Annotated in this window: 29 protein-coding genes; all 29 read right to left on the reverse strand. The window is 39.9% G+C overall.

Annotated elements, in window-relative coordinates:
- Positions 1-51: 51 nt before the first annotated feature.
- Positions 52-168: a type B 50S ribosomal protein L36 gene (gene ykgO / locus K333_RS0105680; RefSeq protein ID WP_007899708.1), complete on the reverse strand. Its 117-nt coding sequence runs from the start codon at positions 166-168 to the stop codon at positions 52-54.
- A gap of 13 nt (positions 169-181) precedes the next feature.
- The gene (gene infA, locus K333_RS0105685) at positions 182-400 is read right to left on the reverse strand and encodes a translation initiation factor IF-1 (RefSeq protein WP_004341775.1); all 219 of its coding nucleotides are present in this window, start codon (positions 398-400) and stop codon (positions 182-184) included.
- A gap of 2 nt (positions 401-402) precedes the next feature.
- On the reverse strand, positions 403-1197 hold the full coding sequence (map, locus tag K333_RS0105690; RefSeq protein ID WP_024989717.1) for a type I methionyl aminopeptidase: 795 nt from the start codon (positions 1195-1197) through the stop codon (positions 403-405).
- An 8-nt stretch (positions 1198-1205) separates the two neighbouring features.
- On the reverse strand, positions 1206-2543 hold the full coding sequence (secY, locus tag K333_RS0105695) for a preprotein translocase subunit SecY (protein WP_024989718.1): 1338 nt from the start codon (positions 2541-2543) through the stop codon (positions 1206-1208).
- Between the two features lie 3 nt (positions 2544-2546).
- The gene (gene rplO, locus K333_RS0105700) at positions 2547-2993 is read right to left on the reverse strand and encodes a 50S ribosomal protein L15 (RefSeq protein WP_024989719.1); all 447 of its coding nucleotides are present in this window, start codon (positions 2991-2993) and stop codon (positions 2547-2549) included.
- Positions 2994-3015: 22 nt separating this feature from the next.
- The gene (rpmD, locus tag K333_RS0105705) at positions 3016-3192 is read right to left on the reverse strand and encodes a 50S ribosomal protein L30 (protein WP_024989720.1); all 177 of its coding nucleotides are present in this window, start codon (positions 3190-3192) and stop codon (positions 3016-3018) included.
- A gap of 16 nt (positions 3193-3208) precedes the next feature.
- Positions 3209-3721: a 30S ribosomal protein S5 gene (gene rpsE, locus K333_RS0105710; RefSeq protein ID WP_027452440.1), complete on the reverse strand. Its 513-nt coding sequence runs from the start codon at positions 3719-3721 to the stop codon at positions 3209-3211.
- 6 nt (positions 3722-3727) lie between these two features.
- Entirely contained in the window at positions 3728-4072 is a 345-nt protein-coding gene (gene rplR / locus K333_RS0105715) for a 50S ribosomal protein L18 (protein ID WP_024989722.1), read from the reverse strand.
- A 23-nt stretch (positions 4073-4095) separates the two neighbouring features.
- On the reverse strand, positions 4096-4668 hold the full coding sequence (rplF, locus tag K333_RS0105720) for a 50S ribosomal protein L6 (RefSeq protein ID WP_024989723.1): 573 nt from the start codon (positions 4666-4668) through the stop codon (positions 4096-4098).
- A gap of 14 nt (positions 4669-4682) precedes the next feature.
- Complete coding sequence (rpsH, locus tag K333_RS0105725) at positions 4683-5078, reverse strand: 30S ribosomal protein S8 (RefSeq protein WP_027452441.1); 396 nt, start codon at positions 5076-5078, stop codon at positions 4683-4685.
- Between the two features lie 115 nt (positions 5079-5193).
- The gene (rpsN, locus tag K333_RS0105730) at positions 5194-5496 is read right to left on the reverse strand and encodes a 30S ribosomal protein S14 (RefSeq protein ID WP_024989725.1); all 303 of its coding nucleotides are present in this window, start codon (positions 5494-5496) and stop codon (positions 5194-5196) included.
- Between the two features lie 5 nt (positions 5497-5501).
- On the reverse strand, positions 5502-6056 hold the full coding sequence (gene rplE / locus K333_RS0105735) for a 50S ribosomal protein L5 (RefSeq protein WP_024989726.1): 555 nt from the start codon (positions 6054-6056) through the stop codon (positions 5502-5504).
- Complete coding sequence (gene rplX / locus K333_RS0105740; RefSeq protein ID WP_024989727.1) at positions 6056-6373, reverse strand: 50S ribosomal protein L24; 318 nt, start codon at positions 6371-6373, stop codon at positions 6056-6058. The genes rplE and rplX overlap by 1 nt, the downstream gene beginning before the upstream one ends.
- 19 nt (positions 6374-6392) lie before the next feature.
- Complete coding sequence (gene rplN / locus K333_RS0105745; RefSeq protein WP_018462927.1) at positions 6393-6758, reverse strand: 50S ribosomal protein L14; 366 nt, start codon at positions 6756-6758, stop codon at positions 6393-6395.
- A gap of 2 nt (positions 6759-6760) precedes the next feature.
- On the reverse strand, positions 6761-7027 hold the full coding sequence (gene rpsQ / locus K333_RS0105750; protein ID WP_081657212.1) for a 30S ribosomal protein S17: 267 nt from the start codon (positions 7025-7027) through the stop codon (positions 6761-6763).
- A 2-nt stretch (positions 7028-7029) separates the two neighbouring features.
- Positions 7030-7224 (reverse strand): 50S ribosomal protein L29, encoded by a 195-nt coding sequence (gene rpmC, locus K333_RS0105755; RefSeq protein WP_024989729.1) that lies wholly within the window; start codon positions 7222-7224, stop codon positions 7030-7032.
- 3 nt (positions 7225-7227) lie between these two features.
- Positions 7228-7656 carry a 50S ribosomal protein L16 gene (gene rplP / locus K333_RS0105760; protein WP_024989730.1) on the reverse strand — a complete coding sequence of 143 codons (429 nt, stop codon included), beginning with the start codon at positions 7654-7656 and terminating at the stop codon, positions 7228-7230.
- Positions 7657-7670: 14 nt separating this feature from the next.
- On the reverse strand, positions 7671-8396 hold the full coding sequence (gene rpsC, locus K333_RS0105765; protein WP_024989731.1) for a 30S ribosomal protein S3: 726 nt from the start codon (positions 8394-8396) through the stop codon (positions 7671-7673).
- Between the two features lie 8 nt (positions 8397-8404).
- The gene (gene rplV, locus K333_RS0105770) at positions 8405-8809 is read right to left on the reverse strand and encodes a 50S ribosomal protein L22 (protein WP_024989732.1); all 405 of its coding nucleotides are present in this window, start codon (positions 8807-8809) and stop codon (positions 8405-8407) included.
- Between the two features lie 33 nt (positions 8810-8842).
- Positions 8843-9112, reverse strand: a complete 270-nt coding sequence (gene rpsS / locus K333_RS0105775) for a 30S ribosomal protein S19 (RefSeq protein ID WP_024989733.1) — start codon at positions 9110-9112, stop codon at positions 8843-8845.
- Positions 9113-9125: 13 nt separating this feature from the next.
- Positions 9126-9953, reverse strand: coding sequence for a 50S ribosomal protein L2 (gene rplB / locus K333_RS0105780; protein WP_024989734.1), 828 nt, complete (start codon positions 9951-9953; stop codon positions 9126-9128).
- 7 nt (positions 9954-9960) lie between these two features.
- Entirely contained in the window at positions 9961-10254 is a 294-nt protein-coding gene (rplW, locus tag K333_RS0105785; RefSeq protein WP_024989735.1) for a 50S ribosomal protein L23, read from the reverse strand.
- A gap of 16 nt (positions 10255-10270) precedes the next feature.
- Positions 10271-10900: a 50S ribosomal protein L4 gene (gene rplD / locus K333_RS0105790; protein ID WP_024989736.1), complete on the reverse strand. Its 630-nt coding sequence runs from the start codon at positions 10898-10900 to the stop codon at positions 10271-10273.
- Positions 10900-11514: a 50S ribosomal protein L3 gene (gene rplC / locus K333_RS0105795; protein ID WP_024989737.1), complete on the reverse strand. Its 615-nt coding sequence runs from the start codon at positions 11512-11514 to the stop codon at positions 10900-10902. Before rplC ends, rplD begins: the two co-directional genes overlap by 1 nt.
- A 50-nt stretch (positions 11515-11564) precedes the next feature.
- Positions 11565-11870, reverse strand: a complete 306-nt coding sequence (gene rpsJ, locus K333_RS0105800) for a 30S ribosomal protein S10 (RefSeq protein WP_024989738.1) — start codon at positions 11868-11870, stop codon at positions 11565-11567.
- Positions 11871-11961: 91 nt separating this feature from the next.
- Positions 11962-14076: an elongation factor G gene (gene fusA / locus K333_RS0105805; RefSeq protein WP_024989739.1), complete on the reverse strand. Its 2115-nt coding sequence runs from the start codon at positions 14074-14076 to the stop codon at positions 11962-11964.
- 19 nt (positions 14077-14095) lie between these two features.
- Positions 14096-14572, reverse strand: a complete 477-nt coding sequence (gene rpsG, locus K333_RS0105810) for a 30S ribosomal protein S7 (RefSeq protein WP_024989740.1) — start codon at positions 14570-14572, stop codon at positions 14096-14098.
- Between the two features lie 169 nt (positions 14573-14741).
- Positions 14742-15122 (reverse strand): 30S ribosomal protein S12, encoded by a 381-nt coding sequence (gene rpsL / locus K333_RS0105815; protein ID WP_024989741.1) that lies wholly within the window; start codon positions 15120-15122, stop codon positions 14742-14744.
- A 285-nt stretch (positions 15123-15407) separates the two neighbouring features.
- Positions 15408-19742 (reverse strand): DNA-directed RNA polymerase subunit beta', encoded by a 4335-nt coding sequence (gene rpoC, locus K333_RS0105820; RefSeq protein ID WP_027452442.1) that lies wholly within the window; start codon positions 19740-19742, stop codon positions 15408-15410.
- Positions 19743-19768 lie beyond the last annotated feature (26 nt).

The raw sequence follows: 19768 nt of genomic DNA on the forward strand, positions 1-19768 counted from the left end.
CAAATTTACCAATATATTTTGTATTATCAGTATTTTTACAATTCTTTAACATTAACCCTGACGCATTTTAAACTTAGGGTTCTTCTTGTTGATAACGAACAGACGACCTTTGCGACGAACGATTTTGCAGTCAGGTGTACGCTTCTTTAATGATGCTCTTGTTTTCATATCTTTATTTTGATTACTTATATCTGAAAACGATTCTACCCTTTGTAAGATCATAAGGACTCATTTCTACCTTAACCTTATCTCCAGGTAAAATTTTAATATAATGCATTCTCATCTTGCCAGAGATATGCGCAATAATCTGTACTCCATTCTCAAGTTCGACTCTGAACATCGCGTTAGAGAGTGACTCGACTATAGTACCATCTTGTTCTATTGCAGATTGTTTTGCCATATTTAATTTACAACTATTTTTTCAATTTCTTCAAATGAAGATAAAATCTCAGCCTCGCCCTTCCGAATTACAATCGTATGCTCAAAATGGGCTGCTGGCCTCTTATCACGTGCATAAACCCCCACCTTATCAGGTAACATCCAAATTCTATTATCACTGGTTGTTATCATAGGTTCTATAGTAATACACATTCCTGACTTTAACATCAATCCATTACCGCGATTGCCATAGTTTGGTATTTGCGGAGCCTCAAACATTTCACGACCAATTCCATGTCCTGTAAGTTCTCGTACAACTCCATAACCCAAGCCTTCACAATAATGCTGTATCGCATAACCTATATCACCAATATGATGCCCTGCTACAGCTTGCTCAATACCTAAATAAAGAGCCTTTTGGGCGACCTTCATTAAATCTTCTACTTTCTCATTAACCTTTCCTACACAAAATGTATAACTGCTTTCACCTACATAGCCATTCAAAAGAACTCCGCAATGAATAGAAACAACATCACCTTCTTTCAAAATGGTCGAGGCATCAGGAATGCCATAGGCTATCACATGATTAACAGAAGTACAGATCGAAGTTGGGAATGGCCCTCCAAAAGGACTGGGGAAACTCTTTAAAGTTGGAATTGCTCCATGAGCATATATAAATTTCTCCGCTATAGTATCCAATTGGAGGGTCGAAACACCTGGTTTTATATTTTTACCTAACTCTGCAAGGGTTAAACCAACTAATTGATTCGCCTTGCGCATTAGTTTAATTTCATCTTCAGTCTTCAGGAATATTTTCATTCTAAAGATCAATAGGCAGAAACACCGCTCTGTCTAGTATGACCCGAATTTAAAAGTCCATCATAATGACGCATCAACAGATGACTCTCTACTTGCTGTAATGTATCAATAACAACACCTACAAGAATCAAAAGAGATGTACCACCGAAGAACTGAGAAAAAGACTGTTGAACATTAAGTAATCCAGCCAATGCAGGCATGATTGCAATAAATGCAATGAACAATGAACCTGGGAAAGTAATTCGAGACATTACGGTGTCGATATACTCAGCTGTATCCTTACCCGGTTTTACTCCAGGTATAAATCCATTGTTACGTTTCATATCCTCTGCCATCTGAGTAGGGTTAAGAGTGATCGCTGTATAAAAGTAGGTAAATGCAATTACTAAAACTACATAAATAGCATTATAAAGCAAACTACGATTATCCATCAAATCACGTACCCACCATGAAGCATTCTCTGAATTGTATTTGACAATAGCTAAAGGTATAAACATCAATGCCTGAGCAAAGATGATTGGCATAACATTAGCAGCAAATAACTTTAATGGAATGTACTGACGGGCTCCACCATACTGTTTGTTACCAACAAGACGCTTTGCGTACTGTACAGGAACTTTGCGTGTACCTTGCACCAATAGAATAGATGCACATACTACAGCATAAAGGATAATGATCTCAACAATGAACATAATCAGTCCACCACCAGAGATAGCTGTCAAACGTGAAGATACTTCTTGAACGAATGACTGAGGAAGTCTGGCAATGATACCAATCATGATAATCAACGAGATACCATTTCCTACACCTTTATCTGTAATGCGTTCACCTAACCATAAGATGAACATACTTCCTGCTGCAAGAATAATAGTTGCTGGAATCATAAACACAGTCCAACTAATACCTGAGGAAAGAGCACCCGCTGCCTGATATTTCAGATTTAAAAGATAACTTGGAGCCTGGAATAACAATATTGCTACTGTCAAAATTCTAGTATACCAGTTAATCTTCTTGCGACCACTTTCACCCTCACGCTGCATCTTTTGGAAATAAGGTACAGCCACAGCTAAAAGTTGCATTACGATAGAAGCTGAGATGTAAGGCATAATTCCTAATGCAAAGATTGATGCATTGGAAAATGCTCCACCAGAGAACATGTCCAACAACGACATAAGGCCGCCTGAAGTTTGCGACTGAAGTTTTTCCAACATACCAGGATTTATACCTGGAAGTACAACAAACGAGCCAAAACGGTATATGGCTGTAAACAAGAAGGTAATAAGGAGTCGCTGACGCAAATCCTCTACCTTCCAACAGTTCTTTAGTGTCTCAATAAACTTTTTCATTACTTAGATTATAGTTGCATTTCCACCAACTGCCTTGATTGCTTCTTCGGCAGACTTTGAGAAAGCATTTGCTTCAACATCGATTTTTGCCTTCAATTCTCCATTACCAAGGATCTTAACAAGTACGTTACCTTTTACAAGGCTAGCAGCACGTAATTCCTCTAGTCCAATCTTTGTAAGATTCTTAGACTCTGCAAGAGACTGAAGTGTTGAAAGGTTAATTGCAAAATACTCCTTATGATTGATATTCTTAAAACCAGCCTTCGGAATACGACGCTGAAGTGGCATCTGACCACCTTCAAAACCAATCTTTCTCTTATAACCAGAGCGAGCCTTTGCACCTTTGTGTCCACGGGTAGAAGTACCACCTAGTCCTGATCCTGGACCACGACCGATACGACGACGTGAATGTGTAGAGCCTTCAGCTGGTTTCAAATTATTTAATTTCATAATAGCTGCTTAATTTAATTAATTATTTAACTACTTCTACTAGGTGATGAACCTTACGGATCATACCACGGTTGCTAGGAGTATCCTCAACCTCAACAACCTGAGAAATCTTATGAAGCCCAAGATAAATCAGAGTGTTTTTCTGATCTTTAGGGGCACCGATTCTACTCTTAATCTGCTTGATCTTAATTGTTGCCATTTTGTATAATCCCTAATTAACCGTTAAATACTTTGTCCATACTGATACCACGCTCACCTGCTACCTGATATGCATCACGCATCTCAGCAAGGGCAGCGATAGTAGCCTTTACTAAGTTGTGGGCATTTGATGAACCCTTTGACTTAGCAATGACATCCTTAACACCAGCGCTCTCGAGAACAGCACGCATAGCACCACCGGCTTTCAAACCTGTACCAGCTGCAGCTGGCTTGATAATAACCTGAGCACCACCAAACTTAACTTCAACCTCATGAGGAACTGTACCCTTAAGTACTGGAACCTTTACAAGATTCTTCTTTGCAGCTTCTGTACCCTTAGCGATAGCAGCGGTAACTTCACCTGCCTTACCAAGGCCATAACCAATAACGCCATTACCGTCACCTACTACGACGATAGCAGCGAATGTGAAAGTACGACCACCCTTTGTAACCTTTGTTACACGGTTGATAGCAACCAAGCGATCTTTCAGTTCTACATCACTATTTACTTTTACTTTATTCATTGCCATAATCGTTTAAAATTTAAGACCACCTTCACGAGCTGCATCTGCCAATGCCTGAACGCGACCATGATAAAGGTAACCGTTACGGTCAAATACAACAGCCTCTACACCTGCAGCTTTTGCTTTTTCTGCAACAAGTGCACCAACCTTCTTAGCCTGCTCAATCTTTGGAAGCTTTTCAAGGCCTAAAGAAGATGCAGAAGCAAGTGTCTTACCTTCCAAATCGTTAATTACCTGAGCATAAATCTGCTTGTTAGAGCGGAAAACACTTAAACGTGGACGCTCAGCAGTTCCATTTACACTTTTGCGAATACGGAACTTTATTTTAATTCGTCTTTCTACTTTCTTTGTTGTCATAATCGTAAAATTAAAAAATAAAATTACTTAGCTGCAGCTGTCTTACCAGACTTTCTGCGGATGACCTCACCCTTGAACAGGATACCCTTACCCTTATAAGGCTCAGGCATACGGAAAGAACGAATTTTAGCACAGATAAGTCCCAACAAAGCCTTATCACAAGATTCCAATGTCAAAATTGGATTCTGGTTACGCTCAGACTTTGTCTCTACCTTTACTTCCTTAGGAAGCTGCATGAAAATAGGGTGTGTATAACCAAGTGAGAATTCGATCACATTACCTTGATTACTTACACGATAACCAACACCGACAAGCTCCAAAACCTTTGTATAACCTTCACTAACACCAATAACCATGTTATTAACAAGTGAACGATATAAACCATGGAATGCTTGCTTCTGCTTGTAATCTACTGGGCTATTCTCATCAACGCTAAATGTTATCTGACCATCCTTATTCTCAAACTTAATAGAAGAATCAATCTTCTGAGATAGTTCACCCTTAGGACCTTTAACAGATACAAGGTTAGTCTTCTCATCAAAATTAACAGTAACACCAGCTGGGATACTAATTGGCAATTTTCCTATTCTTGACATATTCAATCCTCCAATTAATAAACGTAACAAAGAACCTCACCACCGATCTTAAGATCAGAAGCTTCTTTGTTTGTCATAACACCTTTAGATGTAGATATAATTGCAATACCTAATCCGTTAATAACTCTCGGCATGTCCTTGTAACCGGTATACTTACGCAAACCAGGAGTAGACACACGTTTCAAACACTTAATAGCGCTTTGCTTAGTTGTAGGATTGTACTTCAAAGCTACTTTGATAGTACCCTGTGGTCCATCTTCAATGAACTTGTAGTTCAGAATGTAACCCTTCTCAAAGAGAATCTTAGTAATAGATTTCTTCAAGTTAGACGCAGGAACTTCAACAACACGGTGATGAGCCATGATGGCATTTCTGAGTCTTGTCAGATAATCTGCTATTGGATCTGTCATAAAATATAAATGTTTAATTAATCGGGACAACCCCGACAATATTAAAAATAAATTCTTTAGCAAGATGATTAGTGAAGAACTTTTTATAAAGCTAATCACTAATCATTTTATTTAATTACCAGCTTGCCTTCTTAACACCAGGAATTAAACCCTGAGAAGCCATCTCACGGAACTGAATACGAGACAAACCGAACTGACGGATATAACCTTTTGGACGGCCTGTAATCTTGCAACGGTTGTGAAGACGGATAGGATTTGCATTCTTTGGAATAGCCTGAAGTTTACGAGCTGCCTCATAAGCCTCTGCAGGGTCATTAGAAGTAGCAATAATCTTCTTCAAAGCTGAACGCTTCTCAGCATAACGAGCAACAAGCTTAGCACGCTTTACCTCGCGAGCTTTCATTGATTCTTTTGCCATATCTATTAATCGTTTTTAGCATTCTTGAATGGAAGACCGAAAGCTTTAAGCAGAGCATAACCCTCTTCATCTGTATTAGCTGATGTTACGAAAGTAATGTTCATACCCTGGATACGATCTACTTGATCAATATTAATCTCTGGGAAGATAATCTGTTCTGTAATACCCAACGTATAGTTACCACGGCCATCAAATTTACTTTCGATACCCTTGAAGTCACGGATACGTGGAAGAGATACTCGAACCAACTTCTCCAAGAACTCATACATACGCTCACGACGCAAAGTTACCATTACACCGATAGGCATCTTCTTACGAAGCTTGAAGTTTGCGATATCCTTCTTAGAATATGTAGCAACAGCCTTCTGACCTGTAATCGCTGTAATCTCATTGATTGCAACATCAACGATCTTCTTATCCTGAGTCGCATCACCAAGACCCTGGTTAATAACAATCTTCTTCAAGGCAGGAATCTGCATTGCTGAAGAATAATTGAACTGCTTCTGAAGAGCAGGAGCAATAGTCTCTTTATAGACCTTCTTTAACTGTGCTGTATCCATTATTTAATTTCCTCCCCTGACTTTTTTGCAATACGCTTAACTGACTTACCCTCACGCTCAATGCGGATACGAGTAGCTTTACCACTCTTAGGATCAATCAAGCTAAGATTTGAGATATGAATAGGAGCCTCCTGCTTTACGATGCCTCCCTGAGGATTCTTAGCTGAAGGCTTAGTGCTCTTAGAAACCATGTTTACACCTTCTACGATGGCACGGTTTGAATCAACAAAAACCTTGAGCACCTTACCAGTCTTGCCCTTATCTTGACCAGCAAGAACAACGACTGTATCTTCTTTCTTAATATGTAACTTACTCATTACTTTAAATTTTAAATTATTAAAGAACCTCAGGTGCCAAAGAAACGACCTTCATGTTAACTGCACGCAACTCACGAGCAACAGGACCGAAAATACGGCTACCGCGAAGCTCACCTGCGTTATTCAGCAATACACAAGCGTTATCATCGAAACGGATGTAAGAACCATCTGCACGACGAATTTCCTTCTTTGTGCGAACGATCAAAGCCTTAGATACCGCACCTTTTTTCAAATCACTTGATGGTATAACGTTCTGTACAGCAACTACAATAACGTCACCAACACTTGCGTAACGGCGACCTGTACCACCAAGTACACGAATGCACTTAGCTTCACGAGCACCACTGTTATCACATACTGTAAGTTTTGATTCTGCTTGTATCATAATTACTTAGCTTTTTCAACAATTTGTACTAATCTCCATCTTTTTGTCTTAGACAGAGGACGAGTTTCCATAATTTGAACTGTATCACCTACATTTGCCTCATTATTCTCGTCATGTGCATGGTATTTCTTTGTGTGCTGCACAAATTTACCATAAATAGGGTGCTTCTCTTTGAACTTAGATGCAATAACAATAGTTTTATCCATTTTGTTGCTGATAACAACACCCTGTCTTACTTTTCTTAAATTTCTTGTTTCCATCTGGACCATTATTATTTATTAAGTTCTCTTTGACGAAGTTCTGTCTTCATACGTGCAATATCACGACGAGTAGACTTAATCTGTGATGGATTCTCAAGAGGAGTGATCTGATGATTTAACTTCATCTGATTCAAACTAGCCTCTGCACTTTCTAACTTCTCAACCAATGCGCTGGTTTCAAGTTCGTGTAATTCTTTCATCTTCATAGCTTAAGCGTTTTTATCGTAATCACGTCTAACAACAAACTTAGTCTTAACTGGTAACTTCTGAGCTGCAAGGCGGAGAGCCTCCTTAGCAATATCAAAAGAAACACCTTCAACCTCGAACAAGATGCGACCAGGTGTAACAGGTGCAACCCATCCTGCAGGATCACCCTTACCTTTACCCATACGGACATCTGCAGGCTTACGAGTGATAGGTTTATCAGGGAAGATACGAATCCAGACTTGACCTTCACGATTCATGTAGCGATTAACTGCAACACGAGCGGCCTCAATCTGACGACTATCGAGCCATTTTGCCTCAAGCGTCTTGATACCAAATGAACCGAAAGCCAATTGTGTACCTCTATGAGCGTTGCCTTTATTGCCACGTCCATCTTGAGGTCTTCTATATTTTACTCTTTTTGGCTGTAACATGATAACTTCTAATTTTAACGATTATTGTTTCTCTTACCACCACGGCGATTATTTCGACCGTTATTACGGCCACTATTCTTGCTTTCCTGAGCAAAGTTAGGTGTCAAGTCACGCTTTCCATAAACCTCACCACGACAAATCCATACTTTAATACCCAAGAGACCAACCTTAGTCAAAGCTTCAGCCTGGCAATAATCGATATCAGCGCGGAATGTATGCAATGGAGTACGTCCTTCCTTGAACATTTCCTTACGTGCCATCTCCGCACCATTTAAACGACCAGTAATTTGTACTTTAATACCTTCTGCTCCTGCACGCATTGTATTTGCAACAGCCATCTTAATAGCACGGCGATAAGCAATCTTACCCTCTACTTGGCGAGCGATGTTGTTTGCAACAATATTAGCATCGAGTTCAGGTTTCTTAACTTCGAAGATATTAATCTGAATTTCTTCTTTAAAGATATTCTTTAACTCTTCTTTCAATTTATCAACATCCTGACCACCTTTACCAATGACAATACCCGGACGGGCTGTACAAATAGTGATGGTAACAAGCTTTAATGTACGCTCGATGATGATACGAGAAACGCTAGCCTTAGCAAGGCGCTCGTTAAGATACTTACGGATTTTCTGATCCTCAACGAGGTTATCACCGAAGTTCTTACCACCGAACCAATTTGAATCCCAACCACGGATTACACCTAGACGGTTGCTTATTGGATTAACTTTCTGTCCCATTCTACTTATTATTTTTCGTCATTAGTTTTTGCATCTACAAAAAGTGTAACATGGTTAGAACGCTTACGAATTCTATAACCACGACCCTGAGGTGCAGGTCTCATACGTTTCATTGTAACACCCTGATCAACGAAGACACGGCTAACATAAAGTTCGCCATCTTCAGCTTTACGATCGTTTTTCTGTTCCCAATTAGCAATTGCTGAGCGTAACAGTTTCTCAACGTCTGCTGAAGCCTGCTTCTTAGAGAACTTAAGTACTCCGAGGGCACGATTAACCTCCATACCACGAATCATATCTACTACGTAACGCATTTTACGTGGAGAAGAAGGAACGCCATTAAGCTTAGCGAAGTACTGATTTTTGCGAGCTTCTTTAATCTTTTCAGCTGCGATATGTTTTCTTGCTCCCATTATAATTTCAATTTTTTAAATGGATTAACCCGCTTACTTTTTATTATTTCCTGAGTGACCGCCAAAACGACGTGTTGGAGCAAACTCACCAAGTTTGTGACCAACCATATTCTCAGTAACGTAAACAGGGATAAATTTATTTCCGTTATGAACTGCAATGGTATGACCTACGAAATCAGGAGATATCATTGAAGCTCTGGCCCATGTCTTTACAACATTCTTCTTACCACTCTCGTTCATTTCAAGAACTTTCTTCTCGAGTGATACATTGATGTAAGGACCTTTTTTAAGTGAACGACTCATAACTTACTCTTTATTATTTCTTATTAGCTCTTTCGATAATATACTTGTTAGAAAGCTTCTTAGGTGCACGAGTCTTAAGACCCTTAGCATACAAGCCCTTACGTGAACGTGGATGACCACCAGACTGGCGACCTTCACCACCACCCATAGGGTGATCAACAGGATTCATAACAACACCACGGTTGTGAGGGCGACGACCTAACCAACGAGAACGACCTGCTTTACCAGACTGTTCAAGAGCATGATCAGAATTACCGACACTACCTACAGTTGCTTTACAAGCACTTAAAATCTGGCGAGTTTCACCAGAAGGGAGCTTAATTACACAATAACTGCCCTCACGAGAAGTCAACTGAGCAAAATTACCAGCCGAACGGACCAACAAAGCGCCCTGACCTGGACGTAACTCAATATTATGAATTACAGTACCAACAGGGATGTTTGCCAAAGGAAGAGCATTACCAACCTCAGGAGCAGCTTCTGCACCAGACATCAATGTAGCGCCAACCTTCAATCCATTTGGAGCAATAATGTAACGTTTTTCACCATCAGCATAGTATAACAGAGCAATACGAGCTGATCTATTAGGATCATACTCAATACTCTTAACTACAGCTGGAACACCATCTTTCTCACGTTTAAAGTCTATAAGACGATACTTCTGCTTATGGCCACCGCCAATATAGCGAACGGTCATCTTACCAGTGTTATTACGACCACCAGTAGAACGTTTGCCGTAAACGAGAGACTTCTCTGGCACGGATGCAGTAATATCCTCGAACGTGCCAATAACCTTGTGTCTTTGTCCCGGAGTTACCGGGTTTAATTTACGTACTGCCATTTTTTATTTAAATATTGCTGTAAAAATCAATTGTATCGCCATCTTTCAAAGTGACGATTGCTTTTTTGAACGAATTCTTCTGACCTTTAACAAGACCTGCCTTAGTGTAGCGAGCCTGACGCTTACCGGCATAAAGAATTGTGTTCACATCTACTACCGTAACATTATACAGACTTTCAACTTCCTTTTTAATCTGGAGCTTATTAGCCTCAGGCTTAACAACAAATCCGTAACGATTAGGCTGCTTGTCTGTAATCTTGGAAACTTTCTCAGTAACCAATGGTTTAATGATAAATGCCATATTCTAATATCTCCTATTACTTTGTTAAAAGTTCGTCAATTGCCTTCAAAGCGCTTTCTGTTAAAATGACAGCATCTGCATTCAAAACTTTATACGTATTAAGTGCGTTTGCAGTCATAACTTCAGCATTCTTCAAATTACGAGCGGACAAATATACATTTTTATTTACTTCTGGCAAAACAACGAGTGCCTTCTTGTTGTTGACTTTAAGATTTTTAGCAATATTTACGAAATCTTTTGTTTTTGGAGCATCCAAATTGAAGTCTTCAACAACAATAATCTCATTGTCCTTAGCAGCCTGAGAAAGAGCAGACTTACGAGCAAGAATATTTACTTTCTTATTCAACTTAAAGCTGTAATCGCGTGGAGTTGGACCGAATACACGACCACCGCCAACCAATACTGGAGAATTGATATCACCACGACGAGCGCCACCGCCACCTTTCTGACGACCAAGTTTACGAGTAGAACCGTTGTGCTCACTTCTTTCTTTTGACTTTGCAGTACCCTGACGCTGAGCAGCAAGATACTGTTTAACAGCCAACCATAGAACGTGTTCGTTAGGCTCAATCTCAAAGATATTCTCATTAAGAGTTACCTTTTTACCGGTCTCCTGACCGTTAATATTTAAAACACTAACTTCCATTACTTCTGAATTAAAACAGTTGAACCATTGCATCCAGCGAAAGAACCCTTAACGATAAGAAGATTCTGCTCTGGAATTACCTTTAATACCTGAAGGTTCTGAGTTGTTACTCTATCACCTCCCATTTGGCCGCCCATGCGCATACCCTTGAATACTTTAGCTGGGTAAGAACAAGCACCAATAGAACCTGGCTTGCGGGCACGGTCATCCTGACCATGAGTAGACTGACCAACACCACCGAAACCATGACGCTTAACAACACCTTGAAAACCTTTACCCTTAGATGTGCCAATAACATCTACAAATTTAGTGTCACTAAAGATTTCAACTGTAATAGTGTCACCGAGATTATACTCTTCATCAAACTTGAACTCGGCCAAGTGTTTCTTAGGTGTTGTGCCTGCCTTCTTGAAGGTTCCCATCATAGGCTTAGAAGTTCTCTTTTCCTTAGCCTCACCAAAACCTAACTGTACAGCTTTGTAACCATCCTTCTCTTCAGTTTTAACCTGGGTTACAACACAAGGACCTGCTTCGATAACAGTGCACGGAATATTCTTACCGTCGGCACTGAAAACGGATGTCATTCCGATTTTTCTTCCAATTAATCCTGGCATTTCAATAAATTTTTAAATGTGAAAAAATACGTGATTTAATTAAGTAAAAATTAGACTTTAATCTCTACCTCAACACCTGAAGGCAATTCTAGCTTCATCAAAGCATCAACAGTCTTTGCTGTTGAACTGTAGATATCAATCAGACGCTTAAAATCTGACAACTGGAACTGCTCACGTGACTTCTTGTTAACGAAAGTAGAACGATTCACAGTAAAGATACGCTTATGCGTAGGCAATGGAATAGGTCCACTTACGATAGCACCAGTAGCTTTTACAGCTTTCACAATTTTTTCAGCCGACTTATCAACCAACATGTGGTCATAAGACTTCAGCTTAATTCTAATTTTCTGACTCATTTTAATTAAGTTGTTAAAAATATAAATTAATAGTGAAAGAGGTACATCGCTTAAGAGTCATTCGCTAAACGACGCCTCTTTCAACAAAGTTTTATAGCAATTCACTATGACCCTTAACCTCCTCAAGAACGGCTTTTGCAATTGAAGAAGAAAGAGCTGCATGGTGATCATACTCCATTGAAGAAGTAGCACGACCAGATGTAATAGTACGAAGAGCTGTTACATATCCGAACATTTCTGCTAGAGGAACCATAGCCTTAACAATGCGTGCACCACTTCTTGCCTCGTCCATACCCTGAACTAAGCCACGACGTTTGTTTAAGTCGCCAATAACATCACCCATATTCTCTTCTGGAGTAACGACCTCAACTTTCATGATAGGCTCCATCAAAACAGGACCTGCCTTAGGGCACAATACCTTAAATGCCTGATGTGCAACAAGCTCAAAAGACAACTGGTCAGAGTCTACAGGGTGGAAACTACCATCATTAAGGGTAACTTTCAAACCAGTCATAGGGAATCCACCAAGAACACCGTTAGAAAGACAATCTTGGAAACCCTTCTGAACAGAAGGAATAAATTCCTTTGGTACATTACCACCCTTAACGTTATTGATGAATTGAAGATCACCTTCCTTATAGTCTTCATCCTTAGGAGCGATAGTAACATCAATACATGCGAATTTACCACGACCACCAGACTGTTTCTTATATGTCTCACGACTCTGAGCTTCACGAGTAATAGCCTCTTTATAGTTAACCTGAGGCTTACCCTGATTACACTCAACCTTGAATTCACGCCTTAAACGGTCGATAATAATATCCAAATGGAGCTCACCCATACCTGAGATGATTGTCTGACCACTCTGCTCATCTGTTCGAACAGTAAAGGTAGGATCCTCCTCTGCCAACTTAGCAAGACCATTATCCATCTTTGCAACATCAGCCTGACTCTTTGGCTCAACTGCTACAGAAATAACAGTATCAGGGAAAGTCATTGACTCAAGAACGATAGGATGCTGTTCATCACAAAGAGTATCACCAGTACGGATATCTTTAAAGCCAACGCCAGCACCAATATCACCAGCATCAATTGTATCCATTGGAATTTCTTGCTTTGAGTTCATCTGGAACAAACGGCTAATGCGCTCACGCTTTCCTGAACGAGGATTATAAACATAAGAACCAGCCTCAACCTTACCAGAGTAAACGCGGAAGAATACCAAGCGACCCATAAATGGATCAGTAGCTATCTTAAATGCAAGTGCAGATGTTGGTTCTGTCTCTGAAGGCTTACGATCTTCCTCCTCGTCAGTATCTGGATTTGTACCAACAATATTTGGAGTATCCAAAGGAGAAGGCAAGAATGCACAGATATAATCAAGCAAAGGCTGAACGCCCTTATTCTTATAAGAAGAACCCAACAACATTGGACAGCATTCCATAGCTACACAGCCCTTACGGATAGCTTTAAGGATCATATCCTCAGGAATATCCTTACCATCAAGATAAAGCTCCATCAATTCGTCATCGAAGTTTGCAGCACCTTCGAGCAACTTCTCACGCCACTCTGTTGCTTCATCCATCAATTCTGCAGGAATGTCATCAACCTCATATTCTGCACCCATTGTTTCATCATGCCAAAGAATCTGCTTCATTTTAATCAAGTCAATAAGACCCTTGAAATTTTCCTCAGCACCAACAGGGATCTGAATAACGATTGGATTTGCTCCTAAGATATCTTTCATCTGCTGAACAGTCTCAAAGAAGTCTGCTCCAGAACGGTCCATCTTGTTAACATAACCAATACGAGGTACATTATACTTATCAGCCTGACGCCAAACGGTTTCAGACTGAGGCTGAACACCGTCTGCTGCAGAATAAGTAGCCACAGCACCATCCAAGACACGAAGAGAACGCTCAACCTCAGCAGTAAAGTCAACGTGTCCCGGAGTATCAATCAAATTAATTTTATAAGATTTACCAAGATAATTCCAGTTACAAGTTGTTGCAGCAGAAGTAATAGTAATACCACGCTCCTGCTCCTGAGCCATCCAGTCCATGGTAGCAGCGCCATCATGAACCTCACCAATTTTATGAGTCTTACCGGTATAGAACAAAATACGCTCTGATGTAGTTGTTTTACCTGCATCAATATGAGCCATAATACCGATATTACGAGTCAAATGTAAATCGCGATTTGCCATTTTCTTCTTATCTTAAATATTAAAATCTGAAATGAGCGAACGCACGGTTAGCCTCAGCCATACGATGCATATCCTCTTTACGCTTATAAGCGCCACCCTGATTATTAAAAGCATCAACAATCTCAGAAGCCAATTTCTCAGCCATAGACTTACCACCACGCTTACGAGCAAAGGCAATAAGATTCTTCATAGCGATACTTTCTTTACGATCTGGACGGATTTCGGTTGGAACTTGGAATGTTGCACCACCGATACGACGACTTTTAACTTCGACCTGTGGAGTTACATTATCAAGAGCTGTCTTCCAGATTTCTAGAGCAGACTTCTCCTCATTATTCATTTTTGACTTCACAGCATCAAGTGCAGCATAGAAAATAACGTATGATGCATTCTTCTTACCATCATACATTAAGTGATTCACAAATTTTGAGACCTTCTGGTCATTGAAGACAGGATCTGGTAAGATCACACGCTTCTTTGGTTTTGCTTTTCTCATTAGTTAAAAAAAATAAATCTTGCGGAGGCTGTACTTACATGTCTTCAACATTCTCACCAGAATATTTACTCAACCTTGATAGTAATTTCTCCAGCAAAACATTAATAATAAATAAAGAAAACTTAAGCCCTCAGACTTCTCCGCCTGTGGGCTCTCAGTCATATTCAATTTACTTCTTAGCCTTAGGGCGCTTAGCACCATACTTAGAGCGACGTTGTGTACGATTAGCCACACCAGCTGTATCAAGTGTACCACGTACAATATGATAACGAACACCAGGAAGGTCCTTTACACGACCACCTCTAACTAACACGATAGAGTGCTCCTGAAGGTTATGACCTTCTCCTGGGATGTAAGAGTTTACCTCCTTCTGATTGGTCAAACGAACACGAGCAACCTTACGCATTGCTGAATTAGGCTTCTTAGGAGTTGTTGTATAAACACGAACACATACACCACGACGCTGTGGACAATTGTCCAAAGCTGGCGACTTGCTCTTGTCTACCATTACCTTTCTGCCCTTTCTTACTAATTGTGAAATAGTAGGCATAATTCTAATTTTTTAATTTATATATTTATTTTGTTTATTATCAACGTTTTACAAACGGATTCAACATGCCGTTTCGGGCTGCAAAGGTACAAACTTTACTTGATATTACCTAATTACATACACCTACAAACCCGAATACTACATCTAAATTAACCAAATATAACATCTTTTAAGAATATACACTTTATCTATATTACCAAAATGATGTTTAAACATCCTCCATAAAGGGATAAAAAAAACTGTGAGGAACATCCTCACAGTTTTTATCTGTCTTATTATCACATACTATTCTGTGATAACATCCTGCTCTGCAAAATCAAGAACATTCTTTTTGTTTGCCTGCATGCGTTCATATTCCTCTTTTGAACCAACAATCAATTTTTCCCATTGACGTAATCCAGTACCTGCAGGTATCAAATGTCCACAAATAACATTCTCTTTCATGCCCTCGAGATGATCCATCTTACCACGGATAGCAGCCTCATTCAAGACCTTTGTCGTCTCTTGGAATGATGCAGCACTCATAAAGCTCTTTGTTGCCAAAGCAGCACGAGTGATACCCTGAAGTATCTGAGTTGATGTTGCAGGAACAGCATCACGAACTTGAACAAGTTTTAGATCTCTACGTTTCAAAGACGAATTTTCATCTCTAAGTTTACGAACAGAAATGATTTGTCCAGGCTTAAGATTGTCAGAATCACCAGCATCTGTGACAACCTTCTTACCCCAAATTCTATCATTTTCATCTGAGAAATCCAGTTTATCAACCAACTCCTGTTCCAAGAATGTAGTATCACCAGGATCGTCAATACGAACTTTACGCATCATCTGACGAACAATGATTTCAAAGTGCTTATCATTAATTTTAACACCCTGTAGACGATACACATCCTGTACCTCATTTACGATATATTCTTGAACAGCCGTAGGGCCCTTAATAGCAAGAATATCGCCCGGAGTGATTACACCATCAGAAAGAGGGGTACCAGCACGAACAGCATCATGCTCCTGTACCAATATTTGCTTAGACAAAGAAACCAAATATTTCTTCTGATCACCAGTCTTTGAAGTTACAATAATCTCACGATTACCACGTTTTACTTTTCCCATTGTCACCTCACCATCAATTTCTGATACGACAGCAGGATTAGATGGATTACGAGCCTCAAACAACTCTGTAACACGTGGAAGACCACCTGTAATATCACCGGCACCACCCACAGCACGTGGAATCTTCACGAGTGTTTCACCACTCTTTATAGTCTGACCATCTTCAACAACAACATGACCACCTACTGGGAAGTTATATGTACCAACAACTTCTCCTGAAGCATCGATAACATCACAAGTAGGAACCAAAGAACGATCTTTAGAATCAGTAATGATTTTCTCTGTCAAACCTGTTGTTTCATCAGTTTCTGCATGGAAGGTCTTTCCTTCAACAACATCATTAAACTTCAAGGTACCAGCATACTCACTTACAATGACAGCATTAAAAGGATCCCATCTTGCAATTAGAGTATCTTTTTCGACAACCTCTCCATTCTTATGATACAAAGAAGAACCATATGGAACATTCATACTAGAAAGTACGATGTCTGTATTTGGATCAACAAAACGAATTTCAGCCAAACGACTTACAACCATTTCGCAAGTTACATCCTTGCCATCAGGTCCTTCTTCAACAAAAGGAACTGTACGAAGTTCATCGAACTCGATTCTACTATTATTCTTGGCTACAATACTAGCATTGGCAGCAGCATTACCAGCGACACCACCAGCATGGAACGTACAAAGGGTAAGCTGTGTACCAGGCTCACCAATAGCCTGAGCAGCAATAACGCCAACAGCCTCACCTAACTGAACCATTTTTGCAGTAGCCAAGTTACGACCATAACACTTCTTACAAACACCATGCTTACTCTCACAAGTCAAAACAGATCTAATCTCGACCATTTCGATTGGAGAATCCTCTATAGCACGTGCCTTATCTTCTGTGATTTCTTCACCAGCACGAACAATAAGTTCACCATTTGTAGGATTTACAATATCATGAACAGAAACACGACCCAAGATTCTTTCATACAATGTAGAAATAACCTGATCACCATTCTTCAAAGCACGACATTCCAGTCCTCTAAGAGTACCACAATCCTCTTCAGTAATAATCACATCATGTGAAACATCAACCAAACGTCTTGTAAGATAACCAGCATCGGCAGTCTTCATCGCGGTATCAGCAAGTCCCTTTCTAGCACCATGTGACGCAATAAAGTACTCCTGTACTGACATACCCTCTTTAAAGTTTGAAATGATTGGGTTCTCAATAATCTGAGCACCTTCAGCACCAGCTTTCTGAGGCTTTGCCATCAATCCACGCATACCAGCCAACTGTGCAATCTGATCAGCAGAACCACGGGCACCAGAATCCAACATCATATAAACAGCATTGAAGCCTTGATCAGCCTCTGTCATATGCTTCATTACAGATTTCTTCAGATTCGAATTTACATGAGTCCAAGCATCAATTACCTGATTATAGCGTTCCTTATCAGTGATCAAACCAGTATCATAATTCATGGTGATATTGTCGACCTCATCCTGACCCTTCTGGACGATTTCCTTCTTCTCATTTGGAACTATAATATCATCCAAATTAAATGAAAGACCAGCAACATAAGCCATATGATAACCTAAATTCTTAATACCATCTAGGAATTCACATGCTCGAGCCATACCTACAGCTTTAATAACATCAGCAATAATACCACGAAGGGTCTTCTTTGATATAACATCATTAAAGAAACCAATTTCATCAGGTACAATCTGATTTACAATAACACGACCAACTGTAGTATCAACCATTCTCTTCTGGAACTTACCATCTACAAGGTCATCTACGATAACCTTTACCTGAGAGTGTAAGTCGCATCGACCTTCATTGTAAGCGATAATAGCCTCTTCTGGACCATAGAAAGACAAGCCTTCGCCCTTTGCACCTGGTCTAATCTTTGTAATATAATAGAGACCAAGTACCATATCCTGAGAAGGTACTGTAATAGGAGCACCATTAGCAGGATTAAGAATATTATGACTCTGAAGCATAAGGATCTGAGCCTCAAGAACAGCTTCGTTACTAAGAGGAAGATGCACAGCCATCTGGTCACCATCAAAGTCCGCATTGAAAGCAGTACATGCTAATGGATGCAACTGGATAGCCTTACCTTCTATCAACTTAGGCTGGAAAGCTTGTATACCAAGTCTATGCAATGTCGGAGCACGGTTTAGCATAACCGGATGTCCCTTCATTACATTTTCTAGAATATCCCAAATAACAGGCTCACGACGATCAACGATCTTCTTAGCGCTCTTAACGGTTTTAACAACACCACGCTCTATCAACTTACGAATGATAAATGGCTTGTAAAGTTCTGCAGCCATAAGTTTAGGCAAACCGCACTCACCCATCTTAAGCTCAGGTCCTACAACAATAACAGAACGAGCAGAATAGTCAACACGCTTACCCAACAAATTCTGACGGAAGCGTCCTTGCTTACCCTTCAAAGAGTCAGACAAAGACTTAAGAGGTCTATTACTCTCACTCTTTACAGCAGAACTCTTACGACTATTATCAAAGAGAGAATCAACAGCCTCCTGGAGCATACGTTTCTCATTACGTAGAATAACTTCAGGAGCTTTAATCTCAACAAGTCGCTTCAAACGGTTATTTCTAATAATAACACGACGATAAAGGTCGTTCAAGTCTGATGTCGCGAAACGACCACCATCAAGAGGTACCAAAGGACGGAGCTCAGGTGGGATGACAGGAACAATCTTCATGATCATCCACTCTGGGTTATTTACGCCCTTACTAGAACGGAAAGCCTCAACAACCTGAAGACGCTTCAAAGCCTCGTTCTTTCTCTGCTGACTTGAATCATTATTTGCGCGATCACGAAGTTCATAGCTAAGAGAGTCCAAATCGATATCCTTCAAGAGATCATAGATAGCCTCTGCACCCATTTTCGCAATAAATTTGTTTGGATCATCATCATCCAAGCGATCATTATTAGGGTCCAACTTATTATCAATGATATCAATATATTCCTCTTCAGTTAACAGATCCATTTTATGGGATCCATTAACTTCCAAGCCCTCAGCATCTTTTTTACCTTCCATAGATCCAGGTTTTACTACGATATACTTTTCGTAGTAAATAACTGCATCCAATTTTTTTGTTGGTAAACCCAACAAATAGCCAATCTTATTAGGAAGAGAACGGAAGTACCATATATGAGCAACAGGAACAACCAATTCGATATGGCCAGAACGCTCACGACGAACTTTTTTCTCAGTAACCTCTACACCACAACGATCACATACAATACCTTTATAACGAATACGCTTATACTTACCACAAGCACATTCATAGTCCTTTGTAGGACCGAAAATACGCTCACAGAACAAGCCATCGCGTTCAGGCTTATAGGTACGATAGTTGATGGTCTCAGGTTTTGTAACCTCACCATACGAATTTTCCAAAATCTCCTCTGGCGAAGCGAGACTAATGGTAATCTTCGTAAAATTATTCTTTACCTTTTTATCTTTTTTAAAAGCCATGTTTACTTTCTAATTTAGGGTTGTGA

This window comes from Segatella albensis DSM 11370 = JCM 12258 (genome assembly GCF_000426565.1).
GTDB lineage: Bacteria > Bacteroidota > Bacteroidia > Bacteroidales > Bacteroidaceae > Prevotella > Prevotella albensis.